Origin of the sequence: Pseudomonas sp. CP4, assembly GCF_047758505.1 — a bacterium.
Lineage (GTDB): Bacteria > Pseudomonadota > Gammaproteobacteria > Pseudomonadales > Pseudomonadaceae > Aquipseudomonas > Aquipseudomonas fluorescens_AO.
The window spans coordinates 773,029-792,919 of record NZ_CP180489.1 but is presented as its reverse complement, the minus strand read 5'-3'; the positions used below and the strand labels follow the sequence as shown (position 1 = coordinate 792,919).

The following is a 19,891-nucleotide window of genomic DNA, read 5'->3' as shown; positions in this document are numbered from 1 at the left end:
AGGAAGCTATGCCCAGGTAGACCTCGAGAGCCTGCAATTCTGCTGATCCGGTATTGAGCCGGCGGCGATAAGCAGGACTCGCCAACCAAGAGTCCCGCCACGACACCCCCTCAAACCTCAGCCTTCACCCCAACCTTCACCGGCGCTTTGCGATACGTCAGCAAAACAATCCCGCTCACCACAATCACGCCACCGATGATCTGTCCTCTGCTGAGCATCTGATCCAGCACAATCCAGCCCATCAACAACGTCGCCAATGGCTCAATGTTCATCACCGGGGCGTTGCGTGGCATGTCCAGTCGGGGCACGGAGATGAACAACACAATGAAGCCGGTTCCATAGAGCACCACAAGCGTGGCAAGGGCCAGCCAGCCGGTTGAGGTGGCGGGGAGGTTGAGTCCGCCGGGGAGGGCGCCGGTCAGTCCGGCGAGGTTGACGCTGCTGAACACGATGAAGATGGTCAGCAGGCTGCGCACCGAGCCGCGCACTTGCGACAGTTTGTGGTCGGTGATCCACAGCGCGCAGGCGAAGACGCTGGCGGCGCAGAAGGCGAGCGCGACGCCCAGCAACCATTCCGGGCCGACGCTGGCGCTGTCTGACAGACGTCCGGGGACGTCCAGTACGAACACCAGCCCGACGAGAATCAAGCCCATCAACATCGCGGTGCGCGCGCTTGGTCGTGGGCCGCCCAGCGCCCAGGTCAGCAAGGCGAGCAGGATCGGAAAAACGTTGGCCACCAGCAGTGCCAAAGCGACCGGCACTCGTGCGACAGCGGAATACAGACACAGGCTCTGCGCGGTGATCAGCAGGCCCAGCAGTAATTGCCAACGCCACGCGCCTGCCGGCAGACGCAGACTTTGCCGCTGCCACAGAACGAGAACGGCAAGCACCAGCAAGGTCCCGCCCGAGCGCATCAGAATTGCCAGCAGCACACCCGCGCCGTCATCAAAAGCCACCCGTGCCGCGACGTGGTTGCCGGCGAAGGCACAACCCATGCACAACAGAATGATCACGGCGAGATAACGGGGGAAGGGCGGCGGTACGGTTGGGGCAAATTCAGGACGGGACATGGGCAGTTCTCAAAAATAATAGCCACTCAGGGTGGCTCAGGTTTTTATTATGTTGTCGTACAACTGTTCGATTTGTACCGTAATCGAGCAGGGGCGGCAAGCTTGAAAGGCTGGATAATCCGCTTGGTCATGATGCTGCTTGAGTTTCAGAGGTCGTATAACTTGTTGGCTAAGCTCGAGCATCAAGCCGAGTCGCCCACCCATCCTCTCGAGCCTGACCGACCAGAAAATCCACAAAAGCCCGGGTCTTTGCCGGCAACAGCTTCTGGCTGGAAAAGTACAAATAGATCTGTCCCGCATCGACATGCCAACCCGGCAACACCCTCTCCAGCGTGCCGTCCTGCAGATACGGCAGCACATCCGGAACCGCCAACAGCGCAACCCCTAATCCCAAGCGCGCGCACTGACACAGCGCTTGCGGGTCGTTGACCAACAGGCGCGGCGCCAACTCCAGCGGTGCTCGTTGCCCATCGGGCCCTTGCAGCATCCAGCTGCGCACCTTGCCGGTCTGCACCGAGCGCATGGCCAGATGATCCAGCGTCGACAGTTCTTCAATGTGCCGGATGCGCTTGTGTCCCGAGAGATATGCCTTCGATGCCACCAGGATCAGATGCGCCGGCGCGATAGCTCTGGCGACCACACCTTGCGCGAGTTCGATGCCGCCGCCGATGGCCGCATCAAACCCGTCCGCGATGAGATCGACCTGGCGATTGTCGACGTGCCATTCGGGAGTTACCGAAGGGTAACGTTTGAGAAATTCCGGCATCAGCGGCAGCAGAAAATCCTTGGCGAAGCCCGGTGCCGCACTTAGACGTAAAGTCCCGGAAGGCTCTCCGGCATTGCCGGCCACATCGGCGATCGCCGCCTGAACGCTCTCCAGTCCCGAGCCGACGTTGGCCAGAAAGCGTTCTCCCGCTTCGGTCAGTGTGAGTTTGCGCGTGCTGCGCTGGAACAAGCGTACGCCGAGGTTGGCCTCCAGCTGCGCGACATTGCGACTGACCGCCGCGGGTGTCAGGCCCAAGCGCCGCGCCGCCGCAGAGAAGCTTCCCGCCTCAGCGCTGCGCACGAATGAGAGCAAATTGCCTAACGTTTCCATCGGCGCACCTTCAACGAATGATTGAAAGTGATTCTAGGTGGCTTCTACTACTGGTGGAAGATCAAAAGGCGTCTCATAGGCTCATCAACTCCAACCACCCAGAGGCTCGACCATGAACACTTCCACGCTTCCACTGACCGGCAAAATCGCCATCGTGACCGGTGGCTCACGCAGCATCGGCGCAGCAATTGCCAAGCGACTCGCGGCAGATGGCGCCACCGTCGCCATCACCTACAACGCATCGCCAGATCGCGCCGAAGCGGTGGTGCAGGAAATCGTTGCGGCGGGCGGCCAGGCTGTGGCGCTGGCGGCCGATGCGGGCAATCCCGAGGCTGTACGTGCAGCGATTGCCGAGGTTGCACAGCGTTTCGGCAAGATCGACATCCTGGTGAACAACGCTGGCATCAGCGTGCTCGGTGCCCCGGAGGACATCGCCTTCGAGGACTTTCAACGCATCCTTGCGGTGAACGTGACCGGCGTCTTCGTCGCCACTCAGCAAGCGCTCAAACACATGGGGCAGGGCGGCCGCATCATTCACATCGGCAGCTCGATGGTGCAATACGCGGCGTTCGCTACGGCCTCCGTCTACACCCTGAGCAAAGGTGCGCTGACCGGTTTCAGTCGTGGACTGGTGCGCGATCTTGGGCCGCGCGGCATCACTGTGAACACCGTCCATCCTGGCCCGACCGACAGCGACATGAACCCGGCGGACGGGCCGGTCGCGGACTTCCTGCGCCCGAACATCGCCATGGGCCGTTACGGCGAGGGCAAGGATGTTGCCAGCGCGGTGGCGTACCTGGCCAGTGCAGAGGCAGGGTTTGTCACCGGCGCAGAATTAATCGTCGACGGCGGCTTCACCGCGTAAGGAGAGCATCATGACTATCAGCATCATTGGTACTGGTTCCATCGGCGGCGCCATCGCTCGGTTGCTCGTCAACGCAGGCCTGCCGGTCAGCCTGGCCAACAGCCGCGGGCCGCAAAGTCTTGCTGGCTTTGTCAGCGAATTGGGCCCACTCGCACAAGCCGTAACTGCTCGGCAGGCGAGTCAGGCGGACATCGTCTTTCTGGCGGTGAACTGGTCGAAAATCCCCGATGCCGTGCGCGATCTCGGGCCTTGGGACGGGCGCATCGTGATTGATACCAACAACCCGATCGAGGCGCCACTGTTCAAGCCGTTCGATCTGGGCGGCCAGCCGTCTTCGCAAGTGGTGGCGCAGATGCTGCCCGGTGCGCACGTGGTCAAGGCCTTCAACCATTTGCTCGCGGCTCTGCTGACCGATCCCACCGCCGAGGGCGGCAAGCGTGTGCTGTTTTATTCCGGTGAAGATGCCGCGAGCAAAACCAGGGTTGCAGAGCTGATTACTCAACTGGGTTTTTACGGCATCGACCTGGGCGGTGTGCAGCAGGGAATGCTTGCGCAGTTCCCGGGCGGACCGCTGCCAGCCTTGAACCTGGTCAAACATGGTTAACCGCTGAGCCCGGGCAACTGGGCTTCACATAGCAATCGAGGATTCAAAAATGTCTGGCTCAGATTCGCGAAATATCAGTGAGGTTGAAAACTACGACGCCTTGCTGCGGGCCAACCTGCAGCGCGTGTTCAACGAGCGCGATGCACAGAAGCGCATTGCGGCGGTGCAGGAGCTTTTTGCAGACACACCGACGATGTACGAACCGACTGGCATCGTCATCGGGCGGGCGGCGATTTCAGAGGTGGCCGGTGCGTTGCTGGATCAGTTCGGGGCGGACTTCGCTTTTGTTCCCGAGGGGCCGGCGGTTGGGCATCATGGCTTGGGTTACCTGCGCTGGCATGCGGGCCCGAGCGCTGGGCCGGTAGTCGTCAGTGGCGTTGATGTGGCAGAAATCAAAGCGGGAAAAATCGTGCGGTTGTGGGTGTTGCTGGATGCGCCCCAAGGCTGAGCCGCAGGGCAGGGCAGGGCAGGGCGGCGAAGCGAATCCCGATGCCGCCTGTCGCAGACTGCCAATCAGATCAAAATCGCGCATTGACATATCGAAGAATCTCGATATCCTCGGCGCATGGAACTGATCGAAATCTTCAAAGCCCTCTCGAACCCGACGCGCCTCAAGATCCTTGAAGGCCTGAAGGATCCCGTCAAGAACTTCCCCCCGCAGGATGAGGGTGACGTTCTCGTCGAAGGTGTCTGCGTCAGCAGCATCCAGGAAGGTATCGGCCTGTCGCAGTCGACGGTGTCGAGTTATCTGGCCACGTTGCAGCGGGTGGGGCTGGTTGAAGTGCGACGCATCGGTCAATGGACCTACTACAAACGCAATGAGGCAGCTATCAGCGCGCTTGCAGAGATCATAGGGAAAGAGCTGTAAATTTTTTTACTCCAGGATATCGAGAATTCTCGATATCCCTCTTTATCGATACGAGGTTTTGCCATGAAAGCGATGATTTTGAAATCCTTCGGCGGTCCTGATTCGTTCGAACTCAGCGACGTTCCAAAACCGGTTCCGCAAGCGGGCCAAGTGCTGGTCCGAGTGCACGCTACTTCCATCAATCCGCTGGATTATCAGGTTCGGCGCGGTGACTATCCCGACCTGGTGCCGCTGCCAGCCATTACCGGTCACGACGTGTCGGGCGTGGTTGAAGCCGTCGGCCCGGGCGTCAGCGCTTTCGCGCCGGGCGACGAGGTCTGGTACACCCCGCAGATATTCGACGGGCAGGGCAGTTATGCCGAGTACCACGTCGCAGCCGAAAGCATCATCGCCAGAAAGCCTGCCTCGCTGAGCCACCTCGAGGCGGCCAGTCTGAGTCTGGTCGGCGGTACGGTTTGGGAAGCGCTGACCGTGCGCGCCGTGCTCCGCGTTGGCGAAAGCATTCTGATCCACGGCGGCGCCGGCGGGGTCGGCCATGTGGCGATTCAGGTGGCCAAGGCCATGGGTGCGAGAGTCTTTACCACCGTTCGCGAGGCCAATGCCGAGTTCGTCCGCAGCCTGGGCGCTGATGTGGTGATCGATTACACCCAAGAGGATTACGTCGAAGCGATCATGCGCGAAACCGCCGGGCATGGCGTTGATGTGGTGTTCGACACCATCGGCGGCGATACCCTGTCTCGCAGTGCCGACGCGCTCGCTCAGCTTGGCCGTGTGGTCTCGATCGTCGATATCGCGCAGCCACAAAACCTCGTTCAGGCTTGGGGCAAAAACGCCAGCTACCACTTCGTCTTCACCCGGCAGAATCGCGGCAAGCTCGATGAACTGAGCGCATTGGTCGATCGCGGTCAGCTGCGGCTACACGTTGGCGCGGTCTATTCGCTCGCCGACATCCCGCTCGCCCACGCCCGCCTGGAGAGCGCCAACAACGGTCTGCTGGGAAAAATTGCCATCGCCGTCGAGCCTTCGCTCATCGTCTGAATCCGCTCACTGATTTTGGAGAAACATCATGGTTTACGAGATCGCTGTGCTGCCCGTTCACCCACAACAGACTGAGGCCTTCCGACGCGCATTTGCCGAAGTCGAACCGTTGCTCACCCGCGCCAAGGGATACGGCGGCCACTTGCTGGCGCAAGGTATTGAAACCCCCGAGCAATTCAACTTGATCGTGCGCTGGCAGTCACTTGAGGACCACTCGCCGGGGTTTGAAGAAAGCGAGGACCACCAGCGCTTCATGCTGAGGCTGGAGAATTATTTTTCCGCAGAGCCGAGCGTGTATCACATTGAGGGTGGTGCTTTTCCGGGGGGCGACTTGAGCGTTGCGGGCAGCAGCTCAAGCACAGGGAGTTGAGTGTTCTGATAGCTTTCGTCACAAGCGGCTGCTGCCGATTTTCCCCCCGCGTTGAACCACTGCAATGATGGTAGGCTGCACGAGGTCAGCCGTACCTTCTGTACTCCTGAATTCCCCTTTCCGAAATCTGCGCCGGCTCAATTGCTGGCGTTGATGGATTTCCCCTGCGGACTACAGCCATGCGCCTGCCAGATTTCATTCTCGAAAACCTAGAGCCGATCCTGCAGGCCTGGGAAGATTTCGCCCGCACCATCGAGACGCCCGGGGTGGAGCTCGATAACGTCGCGCTGCGCGATCACGCCGAGCAGATGTTGCGCGCCATCGTCATCGATCTGCGGACCAAGCAGACCATGAGCGAACAAATCGCCAAAGCCCAGGGCCAGGCGCCGCGCGACGATGAAGAAACAGCTGCGGAAACCCACGCGGTGACGGGGCTGATGGCCGGTTTTACCATCGACCAGATGGTGTCGGAATACCGCGCGCTTCGCACCAGTGTGCTGAGCCAGTGGCTGCGTCAGGTCAAGGATGGCAAATCGGTGAATGTCGACGACATGACACGCTTTCACGAAGCCATCGATCAGGCGCTGGCCGAGTCGATTGCCAGCTACTCGCGCGCCGTCGAGGCGTCGCGCAACGTGTTTCTAGGGATTCTCGGCCATGACTTGCGCACGCCGCTGGGGGCGATTCTGCTCGGTGCGGATATGTTGCGTCGTTCCGAAGCTACCGACCCGCGCACCAGCAAAGTGGCCAGGCAGATCTACGCCAGCGTGCAGCGCGCCAGCCAGATCGTGGGCGACCTGCTGGATCTGACGCGCTGCCAGATGGGGCCGGGGATTCCGGTGAAAAAATCCCTGATCGATCTCAGCCCTGTGTGCGAGCGGGTGATCGAGGAAATCCGCGCCTTTCATCCGCAGGCCAACGTGCGGTTCGATGCGAAGGAGGCGGTGATGGGAGCGTTCGATGGCGCCAGGATGGAACAGGTCTTTTCCAACATCATCAGCAATGCGGTGACCCACGGCGACAATCAGTTTCCGGTTACGGTTGAACTGGAAGCTCGGGCGGATTGCGCGGTGTTCATGGTGCACAACGGCGGCGAGCCGATTCCGGAGGATGTATTGCCGTTCATCTTCAACCCTATGGGGCGCTTCTCGCAGCGCTCCGTGGTTGATCACGGGCCCGTTGCCGGGCTGGGTCTGGGCCTGTTTATCGCTTCGGAAATCGTCGCCTCACATGCCGGCTCGATCGAGGTCAGCTCTGATCTGGACGGCGGAACGGTGTTTCGCGTAAAGCTTCCGATTGATGCCGAAAGCCCCGTCACCATCTAGGCCAATCGATGGAGAGCCGGCCCCGGCCCTCCGGCCTGATCACTCCTCCATCACCTCAACCAAACCGCGATCTTCACCGAGGAACCCGCCGCTCTGGTGCTGCCACAGACGCGCATAGGTACCGTTCTTCTCCAACAGTTGCGCGTGCGTCCCTTGCTCGATGATGCGGCCTTCGTCCATGACGATCAGCCGGTCCATCGCTGCAATGGTCGACAAGCGGTGGGCGATGGCGATCACGGTTTTGCCCTGCATCATTTCATCGAGGCTTTCCTGGATCGCGACTTCAACCTCGGAATCCAGTGCGCTGGTGGCTTCGTCGAGCAACAGGATCGGTGCGTTCTTCAGCATCACCCGGGCGATGGCGATGCGTTGGCGCTGGCCTCCGGAGAGCTTGATACCGCGTTCGCCGACGAGCGTGTCGTAACCGCTGTGGCCCTGCTTGTCGCTCAACTGGCTGATGAACCCATCAGCCTGGGCGTTCACTGCCGCGCGGTGGATGTCTTCATCGGTGGCGTCCGGGCGACCGTAGGCGATGTTGTCGCGGATCGAGCGGTGCAGCAGCGAGGTGTCCTGGGTGACCATGCCGATCACGCTGCGCAGGCTGTCCTGAGTCACCTCGGCGATGTTCTGCCCATCGATGCGGATCTCGCCGCGATCAACGTCATAGAAGCGCAGCAGCAGGTTGATCAGGGTCGACTTGCCAGCACCGGAGCGGCCGACCAGACCGATTTTCTCGCCGGGACGAATGTGCAGGGTCAAGCCGTCGAGCACTTGGCGTTCGCCGTTGTAGTTGAAGCTGACATTGTCGAAAACCACTTCGCCGCCGGCAGGCTCCAGCACTTTGGCATCCGGTGCGTCCTGGACTTTCGGGCCGCTGGTCAGGGTGGCCATGCCGTCCTGGACGGTGCCGATGTTTTCGAACAGCGAAGTCATCTGCCACATGATCCAGTGCGACATGCCATTGATGCGCAACGCCATGGCGGTGATCGCCGCGACGGCGCCGGTGCCGACTTCGCCCTGATGCCACAGCCACAACGCGTAACCACCGGCACCGAGAATCAACGCGACCACCAGCGCCTGATTGACGATTTCGAACTGGCTCACCAAACGCATCTGGCGGAAGCCGGTGAGCTTGAAATCTTCCATCGCCGCGCGGGCAAAGTGCGCTTCACGCTTGGAGTGCGAGAACAGTTTGACTGTGGTGATGTTGGTGTAGGCGTCGGCAATCCGCCCGGTCATCGACGAGCGTGCATCGGCCTGTTCCTGGCCGACCTTGCCCAGACGCGGGACGAAATACACCATCGCCAGCCCGAACAAAACGATCCACGCCAGAAACGGCAGCATCAGCTTCAACGCAAAGCCACCCGCCAGCGCAATGATCGCGATGAAATACACGCCGATGCCGGGGAGGATTTCGATCAGGGTGAACAGCACTTCGCGGACCGACAACGCGGTCTGCATAACCTTGGTTGTGACGCGTCCGGAAAACTCGTCGGAGAAGAACGACAGGCTTTGCCGCAGCATCAATCGGTGAAAGTCCCAGCGCAGGCGCAGCGGCAGATTGATCGCGAGGATCTGGTGCTGAACCATCGTGCGTAGCGCCACCAGACCAATGCTGACTACCAGCACGATGCCGATGCCCCACAACACGCGGCTTTCCTCATCACCGGCGGCGCCGCCGGATTGCCAGGTCGAGAGCAGATCCACCACTTGCCCGAGGAAGGAAAACAACCACGCCTCATAGATCGACACGCTGGCGCTGAGCAGGGCAAAGGCGAGGATGTAACCGCGCGCGCCCCGGGTGCAGGCCCACAAGAAACGCATCAGACCGACTGGCGGTGGCGGCGCCTCGTCGGGCGGGAAGGGGTCGAGCCTTTCTTCAAACAGGCGAAGCATTGCGGTCTCCGAAGTGATCAGGGTGTGGAGATTCTGCCATCTATCGGCGTTGTTGCGGGTTTCAGCGTCGTGTTGCAGATAAATGCTTGTGCTTGTCTTGACCGCAGCCAGGCGCAGAAGCTCAACGTAATCGTGCCAAGCGCAACCTTTCGTCGCTGATCCAGACCTGACACGGCACGCTCATCAACCTCTTTGAACTCTCGCGCAAGGTGCTTCGTCATCTTCTATGTGGGGGCTCGAGGCAATGTTGCCGTGTAGCTCCGATTTTCCGTTTTCAAGTCAGAACGCGAGGGGCCACATGAATACTCAAGACAGCAGGGCAGGCTTTGAATCAGGTGATCCGAACAGCAAGCCTGGACAGGGTTTTGAACATTTGAAGGACGACGTCAATGAAGCAATTGGCGGCGCGCGGCAACAGGCTGACGCGCAATTCGGACAGTACCGTGACACCGCGGCCGAACAGATAGAAGCACTGGCCCAAGGCGCAAAGAGCTTCGTCTCGGAGTTGCAGGACAAGGACACGCTGGGCATGTCCGACTACCTGACGGATATGGCGGACTCCATGACCGGGCTGGCGGGCAATCTGCGCGGCAAGAGCGCCGAGCAGTTGCTGCACGATGCCGCCGATCTGGCGCGCAGCAATCCGGGGCTATTCATCGCCGGCAGCATTGCTATCGGTTTCGGACTGTCGCGGTTTCTCAAGGCGGGCACGGCGGCTGCGGCGACGGTCAGCGCCGAACACGATCCGGCGGCGGGAACGACATCGACGCCACCGCCAGCCGATTACGGTGCGCAGCGACCCTATGAATCGTCAGTGCCGTCATCGGCCCACGCCAATCCGGGACTGGCCACCGGCATCACCCCGACCTCGCCGAGTGACAGCGATCACCCCTCAGATTTTGCCGCGGCTTCCGTACCGCACGCACCCGACGCCAAAGGAGAACTGTGATGAACAGAGATGAATCTGATCTGAGCGGGGCAAGGCCCCTCGGCCAAACGGATGACGCTTCGGTGGTCGGTCTGCTGCGACAACTGTCGCGCGAAGTCCCGGCGTTGTTCACCAAGGAACTGGCGCTGGCCAAAGCCGAACTGCAGAACAGCCTCAGCACGCTCAAAGCTGGCATCGGCGCGGTGGCCGGTGGCGCAATCGTGTTCCTCGCCGGCTTCATCATTCTGCTGATGTCGGCGGTCTATGGCCTGAGCATGTTCATGGCGCCATGGCTGGCCGCGTTGATCGTTGGCGTGGTGGTGATGGTCATTGGTTTCGTCATGCTGCAATCCGGGAAAAAACAATTCGAGCCGTCTCACTTCAAACCTGATCGCACCCTCGACGCCTTGAACAAGGATCAGGAAGCGCTGCGGAGGAAAGTCTCATGAAAAGCGAACTGGATATCGAAGCGGAAAAAAGCCCGGAGCAGATCGAGCGCGAAATCGATGCGCAACGCGCGAGCATCGGCAATATCGTCGATCAACTGGAAAGCAAATTCACCCCCGGGCAGATGATCGATCAGGCCTGGGGAATGATGCAGAGCAACGGCTCGACGTTCTTCACCAATCTGGGCACCAGCGTGCGCAATAACCCGGTGCCGGCGGTGCTGACTTCCGTGGGGCTGCTCTGGCTGATGATGAGCCAGAATCGCCCGCCCGTGCCGCAACCAACCTATCGCAGCGGTCCGGATCAGGACAAGGCTGGCGAGTGGGCGGACGGCTTGGCCGACGGCATCGACAGTGCCCGCGCGCATTTGCACTCGACCACTGACTCGCTGAAGGGTGGTTATGAGGCACTGAAAGGCAAGGCCAGCCACCTCGGGGAAAACGTCGGTGCAGCGAAGGAAAATCTAAGCCATGCGATGCACGACGCCAGTGATCGACTGTCGCGTAATTCGCAAGTGCTTGGCCAGCAATTCAGCCACATGCTCAAGGAGCAACCGCTGATGGTGGCTGCCGCCGGGGTCGCACTCGGTGCATTGCTCGGCGCGGCGTTGCCGACTACGTCTACTGAACAGCGCTACATGGGGCGCACCAGCGCAGGCATGGTGGATAAAGCCAAGCAGAAAGCTCAAGAAGGGTACGAAGCCGTGCGCGACACGGTGACTCGAACCACTGAACAAACCGAAGTGGAGACCAAGCCGGAAACGGCGCGGCCTTCGTCTTCCGATTTGTCACAGGGGTTGGGTACTTCTTGATGGTGAAAAACAAGGGAGGCCTGCAATGGGCCTCCCTTTTTATTGGACTGCGGGTCAGGTCGATACCTCATTCTGCAGGCCTTTCAAATATTCGACCAACGTCTGCGCGCACGCTTCAATCGCGCCATCCACGACCAGTTCAAACCCATGGGTATTCTCGGTAGGGATCGCGATGCATCCGGCCTGGGCGCTGATGCCTGAACTCATCACCGCGCTGGCATCGGAAGCAAAATCCACCAGCAGGGCGAACTGTGGATCGAAGCCGCAGCGCTTGGCTGCGTCGGCCAACGCCATGACCACGCCGCGCGAGTAATAGCCTTTCTGATCGCCAGTATCGATGATCGGATCGACGCTCAATCGCGTTGCGTATTCGCTCATCACCGGGCCGACTTCCACGGCGATTGTGGTATCGCCAGGCAAGTGCGCGGCTGCGTACATTGCGCCGGCGTTGCTTTCTTCCTCGAGGGTGGTGAAGACGAAGTAGGTGTCGTGCGCCAATTCGGTCCGGCTGCGCTGGAGTTGCTCCGCGGCCTGGAGCATGGCGACCACAGGCGCGCGGTCATCGAGAAAATGCGCGGCGGTGGCATCACCTACCCGGAACGGCGTGCGCCAGTGCTGGCTGAGCACAAGCCGCGTCCCCGGACGCACGCCCATGCCTTGCAGGGTCTGCTGATCATGGCGGGTGATGATGTGCACGTCTTTCCATTCCACCGCGCCGCTCATCACATCCTTGCCCTGCGGCGAGCCTGTGGTGGCGTGCATCGAACCGAACGAGAGAACGCCCGGCAGGGTTTGCGCGTCGCCGAGAATATCCACCGGGCAGGCACCAAAGTTGACCGGATTCGCCCCACCCAACGCCACCACCCGCAACGTGCCGTCCGGCTCGACGCGTTTGACCAGCATGGCGATTTCATCCATGTGGCCCATGATGCGCACGGCGTGCTTGCCGTCCGGATCGGGTTCGCGGCCCTTGAGCAGGCCGATGACATTGCCGGCCCGATCAGTCCAGACCTCGTCACAATGGCGCCGCAGTTCTTCCAGGCAGATCGCCCGAACTTCGTCTTCCTGACCGCCAGGCCCGCGTGCCATGAGCAAACGGCTCAATAGTGTTTTGGTGGATTCCTGTGTGTCGCGCGGCGAAGGCGTTTGATTATCCGACATGCATGCTGACCCTCCTTGCATCGGCGGACGTGTATCGACCGCCCACAATTTTAGGGGGCAGATTGGCGGGAAAATTCAGATGGTTTTTTGCCCGCTAATTCATATGCAGACCCACAGGATTTTGGTTGGGATGGAGATCATTGGCGTGCCCCCGGATCATTGTGGGAGCGAGCTTGCTCGCGAAAGCGGTGGTTCAGGTAATGCAGGTGTTGAATGTGCCGGCGCCTTCGCGAGCAAGCCCGCTCCCACAGGAATTGTGTCTGGGATGAAGATTGTTGGTGTGCCCCGGATCATTGTGGGAGCGAGCCTGCTCGCGAAAGCGGTGGTTCAGGCGATGCAGATGTTGAATGTACTGACGCCTTCGCGGGCAAGCCCGCTCCTACAGGGATTTTGTCTGGGATGGAGATCGTTGGTATGCCCCGAATCATTGTGGGAGCGAGCTTGCTCGCGAAAGCGGTGGTTCAGGCGATGGTGATGTTGAATGTGCCAACGCCTTCGCGAGCAAGCCCGCTCCCACAGGGATTTTGGTTGGGATGGAGATTTTTGGTGTGCCCCGGATCATTGTGGGGGGGAGCCTGCTCGCGAAAGCGGTAGTTCAGGCGATGCAGATGTTGAATGTGCTGGCGCCTTCGCGAGCAGGCTCGCTCCCACAGGGATTTTGCCTGGGATGGAGATCGTTGGTGTGCCCCGGATCATTGTGGGAGCGAGCTTGCTCGCGAAAGCGGTGTGTCAGGCAATGCAGATGTTGAATGTGCTGGCGCCTTCGCGAGCAGGCTCGCTCCCACAGGGATTTTGCCTGGGATGGAGATCGTTGGTGTGCCCCGGATCATTGTGGAGTGAGCTTGCTCGCGAAAGCGGTGGTTCAGGCCATGCAGATGTTGAATGTGCTGGCGCCTTCGCGAGCAGGCTCGCTCCCACAGGGATTTTTGTTGGGATGGAGATCGTTGGTGTGCCCCGGATCATTGTGGGAGCGAGCTTGCTCGCGAAAGCGGTGTGTCAGGCAATGCAGATGTTGAATGTGCTGACGCCTTCGCGAGCAGGCTCGCTCCCACAGGGATTTTGGTTGCGCTGAAGATTGTGACCTTGCCCCGGACCATTATGGGAGCGAGCCTGCTCGCGAAAGCGGTGTGTCAGGCGATGCAGATGTTGAATGTGCTGGCGCCTTCGCGAGCAGGCTCGCTCCCACAGGGATTTTGGTTGGGATGGAGATTGTTGGTGTGCCCCGGATCATTGTGGGAGCGAGCTTGCTCGCGAAAGCGGTGGTTCAGGCAATGCAGATGTTGAATGTGCCGACGCCTTCGCGGGCAAGCCCGCTCCCACAGGGATTTGGGTTGCGCTGAAGATTGTGGCCTTGCACCGGACCATTGTGGGAGCGAGCTTGCTCGCGAAAGCGGTGTGTCATTCAATGTAGATGTATCTGATCTGGCGCCTTCGCGAGCAAGCCCGCTCCCACAGGGTTTTGAGTTTGATTGAAGAGTTGCGTTTGTCAGCGGTTGTATTTCAGCGCTTCGACAAACGCCGCGAACGCCGCCGAGCCCTGGCGTCTGTTCGGGTAATACAAATGATAGCCCTGGAACGTTGGGCACCAGTCACTCAACACCTCCACCAGTCGCCCGTCCGCCAGATACGGCGCGACCAATTGCTCGGGCACGTACGCTACGCCGATGCCATCTACGGCGGCATTGAGCACATGCATGATGCTGTTGAACACCAGTTGCCCGTCGACCTTCACGCTGAAGTCCTGACCCTTGTGCGCGAATTCCCAGGCGTAAATCGCGCCAGCTGGTTGGTGGCGGATGTTGATGCACCTGTGCTCCGTCAACTGGTGGGGCGTGGCCGGTGCCGGATGGCGAGCGAAGTAGTCGGGTGAGGCGACCACCGCCAGGCGCCAGTCCGGGCCGATGCGCACGGCGATCATGTCTTTGCTGATCGATTCGCCTAGTCGAATGCCGGCGTCGAAGCGTTCCTTGACCACGTTGGTGAAGCCGTAATCGACATAAAACTCTAACGTGATGTCCGGATAGTCCCGCAAAAACTGCGCAAGCTTCGGCCGGATGCACAACTCGATCTGATCGTCCGTGCAGGAAATCCGGATCGTGCCGCTGGGCTTGTCGCGCAGTTCACCGAGGGCTTCAAGCTCGGCGTTGATCTGCTCGAACAGCGGTGCAATCGAACGCACCAAGCGCTCACCCGCTTCGGTCGGCGAAACGTTGCGCGTGGTGCGGGCGAGCAAGCGAATACCCAGACGCTGCTCCAGCGCGCGAACGGTATGGCTCAGCGCGGAGGGCGTGACGCCGAGGCGAGCGGCGGCTTTGGTGAAGCTCTGCTCCTGCGCCACGGCCAAAAAGGCCTGGAGATCGTTGACTTTGCCGTTGCTCATTGCTGAATTTTTCTCAAAAGCACATGAAGATTACCGCTACTAATCAAGTTATTCGCAATCCGTCAAGCTTTACAGCCTGAGCAACGAGGCACAAACGCTTCGATCAAATCGTCTCCAAAGCAGGTTTTTCATGACGGCCCAAGTAATTGATAACCCGACAGCCCAATCCATGGGCGAGTCCACAACCGGCGAGCAACCGGCGTACTGGAGCGGTGTATTCGCGATGACCTTGTGTGTCTTCGCGCTGATCGCTTCCGAATTCATGCCGGTCAGTCTGCTCACGCCGATGGCCACGGACCTGCACATCAGCGAAGGCCTGGCCGGTTACGGCATCGCCATTTCGGGCGCCTTCGCCGTGCTGACCAGCCTGACGATCGCCAGACTCGCCGGTTCGATGGACCGCAAGACCTTGTTGCTGCTGTTGACGGCACTGATGTGCGCCTCCGGTCTGGTGGTCGGTCTGGCGCCCAACTACACGGTGTACATGATCGGCCGCGGGCTGATCGGCGTGGTGATCGGCGGTTTCTGGTCGATGTCGGCGGCACTGGCCATGCGTCTGGTGCCATCGGCCAGCGTGCCCAAGGCGCTGGCCATTTTTAACAGCGGCAACGCGCTGGCGACCGTCGTGGCGGCGCCGTTGGGCAGTTATCTGGGCAGCGTGATTGGCTGGCGGGGGGCGTTTTTCTGTCTAATACCGGTCGCGCTGATTGCGCTGCTCTGGCAATGGATCAGTTTGCCGGCGCTCCCCGCCGCGCCGCGCAAGGTGAGCGCAGGCAATGTCTTTGCGTTGTTGAAAAGCCGCCGGGTGGCATTCGGCATGCTCGGCGCCGGCCTGTTCTTCATGGGCCAGTTTGTGCTGTTCACTTACCTGCGACCGTTTCTGGAAACCGTGACGCGGGTCGACGTTTCAGTGTTGTCGATGATTCTGCTGGTGATTGGCGTGGCCGGATTTATCGGCACCGCCGTCATCGGCTCGGTGCTCAAGGCTGGCCTGTACAGGGTGGTGATCGCCATTGCGCTGCTGATGGCGATGATCGCTGTGGCGCTGATCGGGCTGGGCAGCTCGCTGGTCGCGACGTTCGTGTTGCTGGGCTTGTGGGGATTGATCGCCACGGCGGCGCCGGTAGGCTGGTGGTCGTGGCTGGCGCGCACGCTGCCCGACGATGCCGAAGCGGGCGGTGGGCTGATGGTGGCGGTGGTGCAGTTGTCGATCGCTTCGGGCTCTACCGTCGGTGGTCTGCTGTTCGACGGCAGCGGATATCGGCTGACCTTTTTCGCCAGCGCGGCATTGCTGGTGCTGGCGGCGCTGATGACCTGGTTGACGTCGCGGGAGACGGCCTGAATCAGCTTTCGGTGTTCTCGGCCGACGCCTGCGCCGCTTCGGCTTCCAGCTTCAGGCGATCGGCCTTGCAGATGTATTTGGGCTTTTTCGGCGCCAGTTTGGCGTTGGCCTTTTTGGCCTTTTCCTTGAATAACTGCTGCAGCTTCTTTTGGCGATTCATGAGTTTTCGATCAGGGGTGGAGAGGGTGGGAATCCTGACGCAAGGCCGAGTGGTCAGCAAGGGGAAATCCACTAAGCTGAGCACAATGCTCGACTCAAGAGCCCGGCACACCTGAGGAACCGCCCATGAGAAAACTTCGCAGATTGGTTGCCGCGCTGTCCTGCCTCGCGCTGGTGGTTGGCAGCACGACGGCGCTGGCCGACCCCGGCAATGGCAAGGGCCAGGGTGGTCAGGGAGGCCAGGGCAACGGCAAGGGCAAACCGCAGAACATGCAGGATCACGGCAAACAGGGTGGGGGTGGCCAGGGTAATGGCAACAAAGGCGAGCCATCCTCTGGCAATCGCGGCGGTGGTCCGAGCGTTGATCGCGGCAATATTCTCGGCATCATCGGCGGCTATCACGGCGAATACTGGAATCCGGGGCCGCCGCTGCCGCCGGGTATTCAAAAGAATCTGGCACGGGGCAAACCGCTGCCACCGGGCATCGCCAAGAAGCTGGACGGGCGTCTGCTGGGCCATTTGCCGCACTATGACGGCTACGAATGGCAACAGGTGGGCACCGATCTGATTCTCGTTGCGCTGGCCACCGGGCTGATCTACGAGGTGCTCAACGGCGCGTTCGATTGATTTTTCAAAGGGAGTGGCAGCACGTGCCGCTCTTTTTTTGTACCCATAGCTGCATAAAATGCAGCAATGAACTGCATTCAGGCTGGCTTGTTCGTTGAAGGCTGAGCTTTCAGACTGAGCTCAACGGTTAACGAATGAATGGAGATGACCATGGCCAACGCAATCCGCTTCACCGAAACAGGCGCTCCGGACGTCCTGCAATTGCAGACTGTCAGCGAGCAAAACCCTGGGCCCGGCGAGGTCTGGCTAGAGCAAGCCGCGGTTGGCGTCAATTACCTCGATGTCTCCCAGCGCAAAGGGGCGGTGCCGGTAGCGTTGCCTTCAGGGCTGGGGCTTGAGGGCGCCGGTCGGGTGGCCGCTGTCGGTGTCGGCGTGAGCAATGTCCGCGTCGGCGATCGGGTCGCTTATGCCACTGGCCCGTTGGGCGGTTACGCCTCGGCGCGGCTGTTTCCGGCAGAGCGCTTGGTAAAAATACCCGATGAGCTGCCGTTCGAAGATGCAGCGGCGGTGCTGTTCAAAGGCATCACCGCGCAGTACCTGCTGAAGGCGACTTATCCGGTCGGGCCGGGCACGACCATGCTGCTTTATGGCGTCGCGGGTGGTCTGGGGGAAATCATGGTGCCGTGGGCCAAACACCTTGGCGCGACGGTGATCGGTGTGGTGTCGAAACAGGCCAGCGTCGACAAGGCGCGCGCTTCGGGCTGCGACGAAGTGCTGGTGTTCGATGCCGAGACACTTGCCGCCGACGTGTTGCGTATCACCGAGGGGCGCAAGGTCGACGTGGTGTATGACCCGATTGGCCGGGTGTCTTTTCAGGCCTCGCTGGACAGCTTGCGCCCACGCGGATTGATGGTGTCGTTCGGCGCGCAGACCGGCGCGCCGGCAGCGGTGGAAATCGCCACGCTGAACGCCAAGGGTTCGCTGTTCCTGACCCGTCCGTCGCTGGCCGCACATACCGCGACAACTGCGGAATATCAGGAACGTGCGCAAGACGTGCTGGCCGCTGTTGCCGCCGGTATCATCACGCCGCAGATCCGCGCGCGCTATGCACTGGCCGACGCGGCACAAGCGCACGCCGATCTCGAATCGGGGCGATCATCAGGGGCGATCATTCTAAAACCATGAATCTGGATGTTCTGAGCAACCCGCACAGCGATGAGATCGCTGCCTTCCTCGCCGTCGCCGCGCAGGGCTCGTTTGTCGCGGCGGGGCGCTTGCTGCAGCGCCATCCGACCATCGTTTCGAAACGCCTTGCGGCGATGGAAAAACGACTGGGCGTGCGGCTGGTCGAGCGCTCGACGCGACACGTGCGTATCACTGAGACAGGGCTCCAGCTCGAACAGCGCTTGCGCGCAGCCGTTGAGCTGATGAACGAGGCGCAACAACAAGCGGTACAGGGCGCCAGCGAAGTGCGCGGCACCTTGCGTCTGGCCTTGCCGGCGGCGATGGGGCGGTTATGGCTGGGGCCGCTGCTGCCGGAGTTTCTCAGGGCTCATCCCCACGTTTCGTTGGTCGCCGATTACAGCGAAGGCCTCGTCGACATCATCGAGCAGGGTTTCGACGCGGCTATCCGCATCGGTGAGCTTGACGATAATCGGTTGATCGCAAAAAAGCTCAGCGACCATCGACGGATTCTCTGCGCATCGCCGGCCTACATCGAGGCGCACGGCATGCCGCAAACCCCGCAAGACCTGCTGCAGCACAATTGCCTGCGCTTCAGCGGGCTGGCGTCTTTTCCGTTGTGGCGCCTGCATCGCGGCGATGAGGTGCAGACCATTACGCCACACGGCAACCTGACCGCCAGCGACAGCGAATCGCTGCTCGCCGCCGCCCGCGCCGACGCCGGCATACTCGGCGCCGGCGACTGGCTGATGAGCCGCGATCTGGCGGCAGGGCGGTTGATCCAGGTACTGCCCGACTGGCATCTGGATTCGGCGGGCGGTGTCTATCTGGTCCGGCCGTCGTCGCGGTTCCCGCCGGCGGCGGTGGTGGCGTTCAAGGAATGGATTGAAGCGAAGTTCGATCCGGCGCCACCGTGGGCGGTTTGACCAAAGCCAGCATCCAGTGGCACCACCATCCCTGTAGGAGTGAGCCTGCTCGCGAAAGCGGAGTGTCAGTCATAGATGATCTGGCTGACCCGACGCCTTCGTGAGCAAGCCCACTCCCACAGGGTTCATGGTTCGCTCAGAAAATCCCGAACACCACAAATCCAATGTGGGAGCGAGCCTGCTCGCGAAGTCGGAGTGTCAGGTAATGACGAACCGGCAGTCCCGCCGCCTTCGTGAGCAAGCCCACTCCCACTGGTTTCGTGGCTTGCCCGGAAATTCCTGAACGCCCGCAAATCCAGTGTGGGAGCGGGCTTGCTCGCGAAAGCGGAGTGTCAGTCATAGATGATCTGGCTGACCTGACGCCTTCGTGAGCAAGCTCACTCCCACAAGTTTTGTGGCTTGCCCGCAAATTCCTGAACGCTCGCGAATCCAGTGTAGGAGTGAGCCTGCTTGCGAAAGCGGAGTGTCAGTCATAGATGATCTGGCTGACCTGACGCCTTCGTGAGCAAGCCCACTCCCACAGGTTTCCTGGCTTGCCCGGAAATTCCTGAACGCCCGCAAATCCAGTGTGGGAGCGGGCTTGCTCGCGAAAGCGGAGTGTCAGTCATAGATGATCTGGCTGACCTGACGCCTTCGTGAGCAAGCCCACTCCCACAGGTTTCCTGGCTTGCCTGGAAATTCCTGGACGCCCGCAAATCCAGTGTGGGAGCGGGCTTGCTCGCGAAAGCGGAGTGTCAGTCATAGATGATCTGGCTGACCTGACGCCTTCGTGAGCAAGCTCACTCCCACAGGTTTCCTGGCTTGCCCGGAAATTCCTGAACGCCCGCAAATCCAGTGTGGGAGCGGGCTTGCTCGC

20 protein-coding genes are annotated in these 19,891 nt (G+C 60.8%); 14 read left to right on the top strand and 6 right to left on the bottom strand.

The annotated features are described in order from the left end of the window. Positions 1-110 precede the first annotated feature (110 nt). Positions 111-1,070, bottom strand: coding sequence for a DMT family transporter (locus ACMYUN_RS03365; RefSeq protein WP_310409273.1), 960 nt, complete (start codon positions 1,068-1,070; stop codon positions 111-113). Positions 1,071-1,239: 169 nt separating this feature from the next. Then, positions 1,240-2,166 (bottom strand): LysR family transcriptional regulator, encoded by a 927-nt coding sequence (locus tag ACMYUN_RS03360; RefSeq protein ID WP_039762165.1) that lies wholly within the window; start codon positions 2,164-2,166, stop codon positions 1,240-1,242. A gap of 112 nt (positions 2,167-2,278) precedes the next feature. Here ACMYUN_RS03360 and ACMYUN_RS03355 point away from each other — a divergent pair, with 112 nt between their 5' ends. From ACMYUN_RS03355 to ACMYUN_RS03325, 7 genes are all read left to right on the top strand, one after another. Further along, positions 2,279-3,031, top strand: a complete 753-nt coding sequence (locus tag ACMYUN_RS03355) for a 3-oxoacyl-ACP reductase family protein (RefSeq protein WP_415762856.1) — start codon at positions 2,279-2,281, stop codon at positions 3,029-3,031. 7 nt (positions 3,032-3,038) lie between these two features. Then, a complete protein-coding gene (locus ACMYUN_RS03350; protein WP_415763952.1) occupies positions 3,039-3,635 on the top strand; it encodes an NADPH-dependent F420 reductase in 597 nt (198 codons plus the stop codon). A gap of 49 nt (positions 3,636-3,684) precedes the next feature. Further along, entirely contained in the window at positions 3,685-4,083 is a 399-nt protein-coding gene (locus ACMYUN_RS03345) for a nuclear transport factor 2 family protein (protein ID WP_415762854.1), read from the top strand. Between the two features lie 117 nt (positions 4,084-4,200). Further along, complete coding sequence (locus ACMYUN_RS03340; RefSeq protein WP_024012559.1) at positions 4,201-4,503, top strand: ArsR/SmtB family transcription factor; 303 nt, start codon at positions 4,201-4,203, stop codon at positions 4,501-4,503. Between the two features lie 63 nt (positions 4,504-4,566). Further along, positions 4,567-5,541 (top strand): zinc-dependent alcohol dehydrogenase family protein, encoded by a 975-nt coding sequence (locus ACMYUN_RS03335; RefSeq protein WP_415762853.1) that lies wholly within the window; start codon positions 4,567-4,569, stop codon positions 5,539-5,541. 28 nt (positions 5,542-5,569) lie between these two features. Further along, on the top strand, positions 5,570-5,911 hold the full coding sequence (locus ACMYUN_RS03330; protein ID WP_415762852.1) for an antibiotic biosynthesis monooxygenase family protein: 342 nt from the start codon (positions 5,570-5,572) through the stop codon (positions 5,909-5,911). A gap of 179 nt (positions 5,912-6,090) precedes the next feature. Beyond that, entirely contained in the window at positions 6,091-7,236 is a 1,146-nt protein-coding gene (locus ACMYUN_RS03325; RefSeq protein ID WP_415762851.1) for an ATP-binding protein, read from the top strand. Between the two features lie 39 nt (positions 7,237-7,275). Here ACMYUN_RS03325 and ACMYUN_RS03320 read toward each other — a convergent pair whose 3' ends face one another. Continuing rightward, positions 7,276-9,132 carry an ABC transporter ATP-binding protein gene (locus tag ACMYUN_RS03320; protein ID WP_056784851.1) on the bottom strand — a complete coding sequence of 619 codons (1,857 nt, stop codon included), beginning with the start codon at positions 9,130-9,132 and terminating at the stop codon, positions 7,276-7,278. Between the two features lie 298 nt (positions 9,133-9,430). On the opposite strand from ACMYUN_RS03320, the gene ACMYUN_RS03315 reads away from it, so the two are divergent. Genes ACMYUN_RS03315 through ACMYUN_RS03305 form a run of 3 tightly spaced genes read left to right on the top strand, consistent with a single transcriptional unit; the run spans position 9,431 to position 11,318 of the window. Continuing rightward, entirely contained in the window at positions 9,431-10,081 is a 651-nt protein-coding gene (locus tag ACMYUN_RS03315) for a hypothetical protein (protein WP_400553659.1), read from the top strand. After that, positions 10,081-10,509 carry a phage holin family protein gene (locus ACMYUN_RS03310; RefSeq protein WP_052269127.1) on the top strand — a complete coding sequence of 143 codons (429 nt, stop codon included), beginning with the start codon at positions 10,081-10,083 and terminating at the stop codon, positions 10,507-10,509. Before ACMYUN_RS03315 ends, ACMYUN_RS03310 begins: the two co-directional genes overlap by 1 nt. Beyond that, positions 10,506-11,318, top strand: coding sequence for a DUF3618 domain-containing protein (locus tag ACMYUN_RS03305; protein WP_415762850.1), 813 nt, complete (start codon positions 10,506-10,508; stop codon positions 11,316-11,318). Before ACMYUN_RS03310 ends, ACMYUN_RS03305 begins: the two co-directional genes overlap by 4 nt. 54 nt (positions 11,319-11,372) lie before the next feature. On the opposite strand, the gene ACMYUN_RS03300 is transcribed toward ACMYUN_RS03305, so the two are convergent. Together ACMYUN_RS03300 and ACMYUN_RS03295 are read right to left on the bottom strand one after the other, a co-directional pair. Beyond that, positions 11,373-12,479 carry a M20/M25/M40 family metallo-hydrolase gene (locus ACMYUN_RS03300; RefSeq protein ID WP_415762849.1) on the bottom strand — a complete coding sequence of 369 codons (1,107 nt, stop codon included), beginning with the start codon at positions 12,477-12,479 and terminating at the stop codon, positions 11,373-11,375. Between the two features lie 1,486 nt (positions 12,480-13,965). Then, complete coding sequence (locus tag ACMYUN_RS03295; protein WP_415762848.1) at positions 13,966-14,859, bottom strand: LysR family transcriptional regulator; 894 nt, start codon at positions 14,857-14,859, stop codon at positions 13,966-13,968. Positions 14,860-14,989: 130 nt separating this feature from the next. Here ACMYUN_RS03295 and ACMYUN_RS03290 point away from each other — a divergent pair, with 130 nt between their 5' ends. Next, positions 14,990-16,201 (top strand): MFS transporter, encoded by a 1,212-nt coding sequence (locus ACMYUN_RS03290; RefSeq protein WP_415762847.1) that lies wholly within the window; start codon positions 14,990-14,992, stop codon positions 16,199-16,201. A 1-nt stretch (position 16,202) separates the two neighbouring features. Here the strand turns inward: ACMYUN_RS03290 and ACMYUN_RS03285 are convergent, their stop codons facing one another. Further along, positions 16,203-16,361, bottom strand: coding sequence for a DUF2986 domain-containing protein (locus tag ACMYUN_RS03285; RefSeq protein WP_080769419.1), 159 nt, complete (start codon positions 16,359-16,361; stop codon positions 16,203-16,205). A gap of 125 nt (positions 16,362-16,486) precedes the next feature. On the opposite strand from ACMYUN_RS03285, the gene ACMYUN_RS03280 reads away from it, so the two are divergent. The 3 genes from ACMYUN_RS03280 (at position 16,487) to ACMYUN_RS03270 (ending at position 19,035) form a co-directional block, all read left to right on the top strand. Continuing rightward, on the top strand, positions 16,487-16,987 hold the full coding sequence (locus ACMYUN_RS03280; protein WP_415762846.1) for an anti-virulence regulator CigR family protein: 501 nt from the start codon (positions 16,487-16,489) through the stop codon (positions 16,985-16,987). Between the two features lie 150 nt (positions 16,988-17,137). Beyond that, positions 17,138-18,112 (top strand): quinone oxidoreductase family protein, encoded by a 975-nt coding sequence (locus ACMYUN_RS03275; protein ID WP_415762845.1) that lies wholly within the window; start codon positions 17,138-17,140, stop codon positions 18,110-18,112. Continuing rightward, positions 18,109-19,035, top strand: a complete 927-nt coding sequence (locus ACMYUN_RS03270; protein ID WP_415762844.1) for a LysR family transcriptional regulator — start codon at positions 18,109-18,111, stop codon at positions 19,033-19,035. The genes ACMYUN_RS03275 and ACMYUN_RS03270 overlap by 4 nt, the downstream gene beginning before the upstream one ends. Positions 19,036-19,891: the final 856 nt, after the last annotated feature.

What these genes read in the sequence shown, in the direction of transcription:
- ACMYUN_RS03365 (WP_310409273.1), bottom strand. Translation starts at nt 1,070, where the DNA reads ATGTCCCGTCCTGAATTTGCCCCAACCGTACCGCCGCCCTTCCCCCGT.
- ACMYUN_RS03360 (WP_039762165.1), bottom strand. Translation starts at nt 2,166, where the DNA reads ATGGAAACGTTAGGCAATTTGCTCTCATTCGTGCGCAGCGCTGAGGCG.
- ACMYUN_RS03355 (WP_415762856.1), top strand. Translation starts at nt 2,279, where the DNA reads ATGAACACTTCCACGCTTCCACTGACCGGCAAAATCGCCATCGTGACC.
- ACMYUN_RS03345 (WP_415762854.1), top strand. Translation starts at nt 3,685, where the DNA reads ATGTCTGGCTCAGATTCGCGAAATATCAGTGAGGTTGAAAACTACGAC.
- ACMYUN_RS03340 (WP_024012559.1), top strand. Translation starts at nt 4,201, where the DNA reads ATGGAACTGATCGAAATCTTCAAAGCCCTCTCGAACCCGACGCGCCTC.
- ACMYUN_RS03335 (WP_415762853.1), top strand. Translation starts at nt 4,567, where the DNA reads ATGAAAGCGATGATTTTGAAATCCTTCGGCGGTCCTGATTCGTTCGAA.
- ACMYUN_RS03330 (WP_415762852.1), top strand. Translation starts at nt 5,570, where the DNA reads ATGGTTTACGAGATCGCTGTGCTGCCCGTTCACCCACAACAGACTGAG.
- ACMYUN_RS03325 (WP_415762851.1), top strand. Translation starts at nt 6,091, where the DNA reads ATGCGCCTGCCAGATTTCATTCTCGAAAACCTAGAGCCGATCCTGCAG.
- ACMYUN_RS03320 (WP_056784851.1), bottom strand. Translation starts at nt 9,132, where the DNA reads ATGCTTCGCCTGTTTGAAGAAAGGCTCGACCCCTTCCCGCCCGACGAG.
- ACMYUN_RS03315 (WP_400553659.1), top strand. Translation starts at nt 9,431, where the DNA reads ATGAATACTCAAGACAGCAGGGCAGGCTTTGAATCAGGTGATCCGAAC.
- ACMYUN_RS03310 (WP_052269127.1), top strand. Translation starts at nt 10,081, where the DNA reads ATGAACAGAGATGAATCTGATCTGAGCGGGGCAAGGCCCCTCGGCCAA.
- ACMYUN_RS03305 (WP_415762850.1), top strand. Translation starts at nt 10,506, where the DNA reads ATGAAAAGCGAACTGGATATCGAAGCGGAAAAAAGCCCGGAGCAGATC.
- ACMYUN_RS03300 (WP_415762849.1), bottom strand. Translation starts at nt 12,479, where the DNA reads ATGTCGGATAATCAAACGCCTTCGCCGCGCGACACACAGGAATCCACC.
- ACMYUN_RS03295 (WP_415762848.1), bottom strand. Translation starts at nt 14,859, where the DNA reads ATGAGCAACGGCAAAGTCAACGATCTCCAGGCCTTTTTGGCCGTGGCG.
- ACMYUN_RS03290 (WP_415762847.1), top strand. Translation starts at nt 14,990, where the DNA reads ATGACGGCCCAAGTAATTGATAACCCGACAGCCCAATCCATGGGCGAG.
- ACMYUN_RS03285 (WP_080769419.1), bottom strand. Translation starts at nt 16,361, where the DNA reads ATGAATCGCCAAAAGAAGCTGCAGCAGTTATTCAAGGAAAAGGCCAAA.
- ACMYUN_RS03280 (WP_415762846.1), top strand. Translation starts at nt 16,487, where the DNA reads ATGAGAAAACTTCGCAGATTGGTTGCCGCGCTGTCCTGCCTCGCGCTG.
- ACMYUN_RS03275 (WP_415762845.1), top strand. Translation starts at nt 17,138, where the DNA reads ATGGCCAACGCAATCCGCTTCACCGAAACAGGCGCTCCGGACGTCCTG.
- ACMYUN_RS03270 (WP_415762844.1), top strand. Translation starts at nt 18,109, where the DNA reads ATGAATCTGGATGTTCTGAGCAACCCGCACAGCGATGAGATCGCTGCC.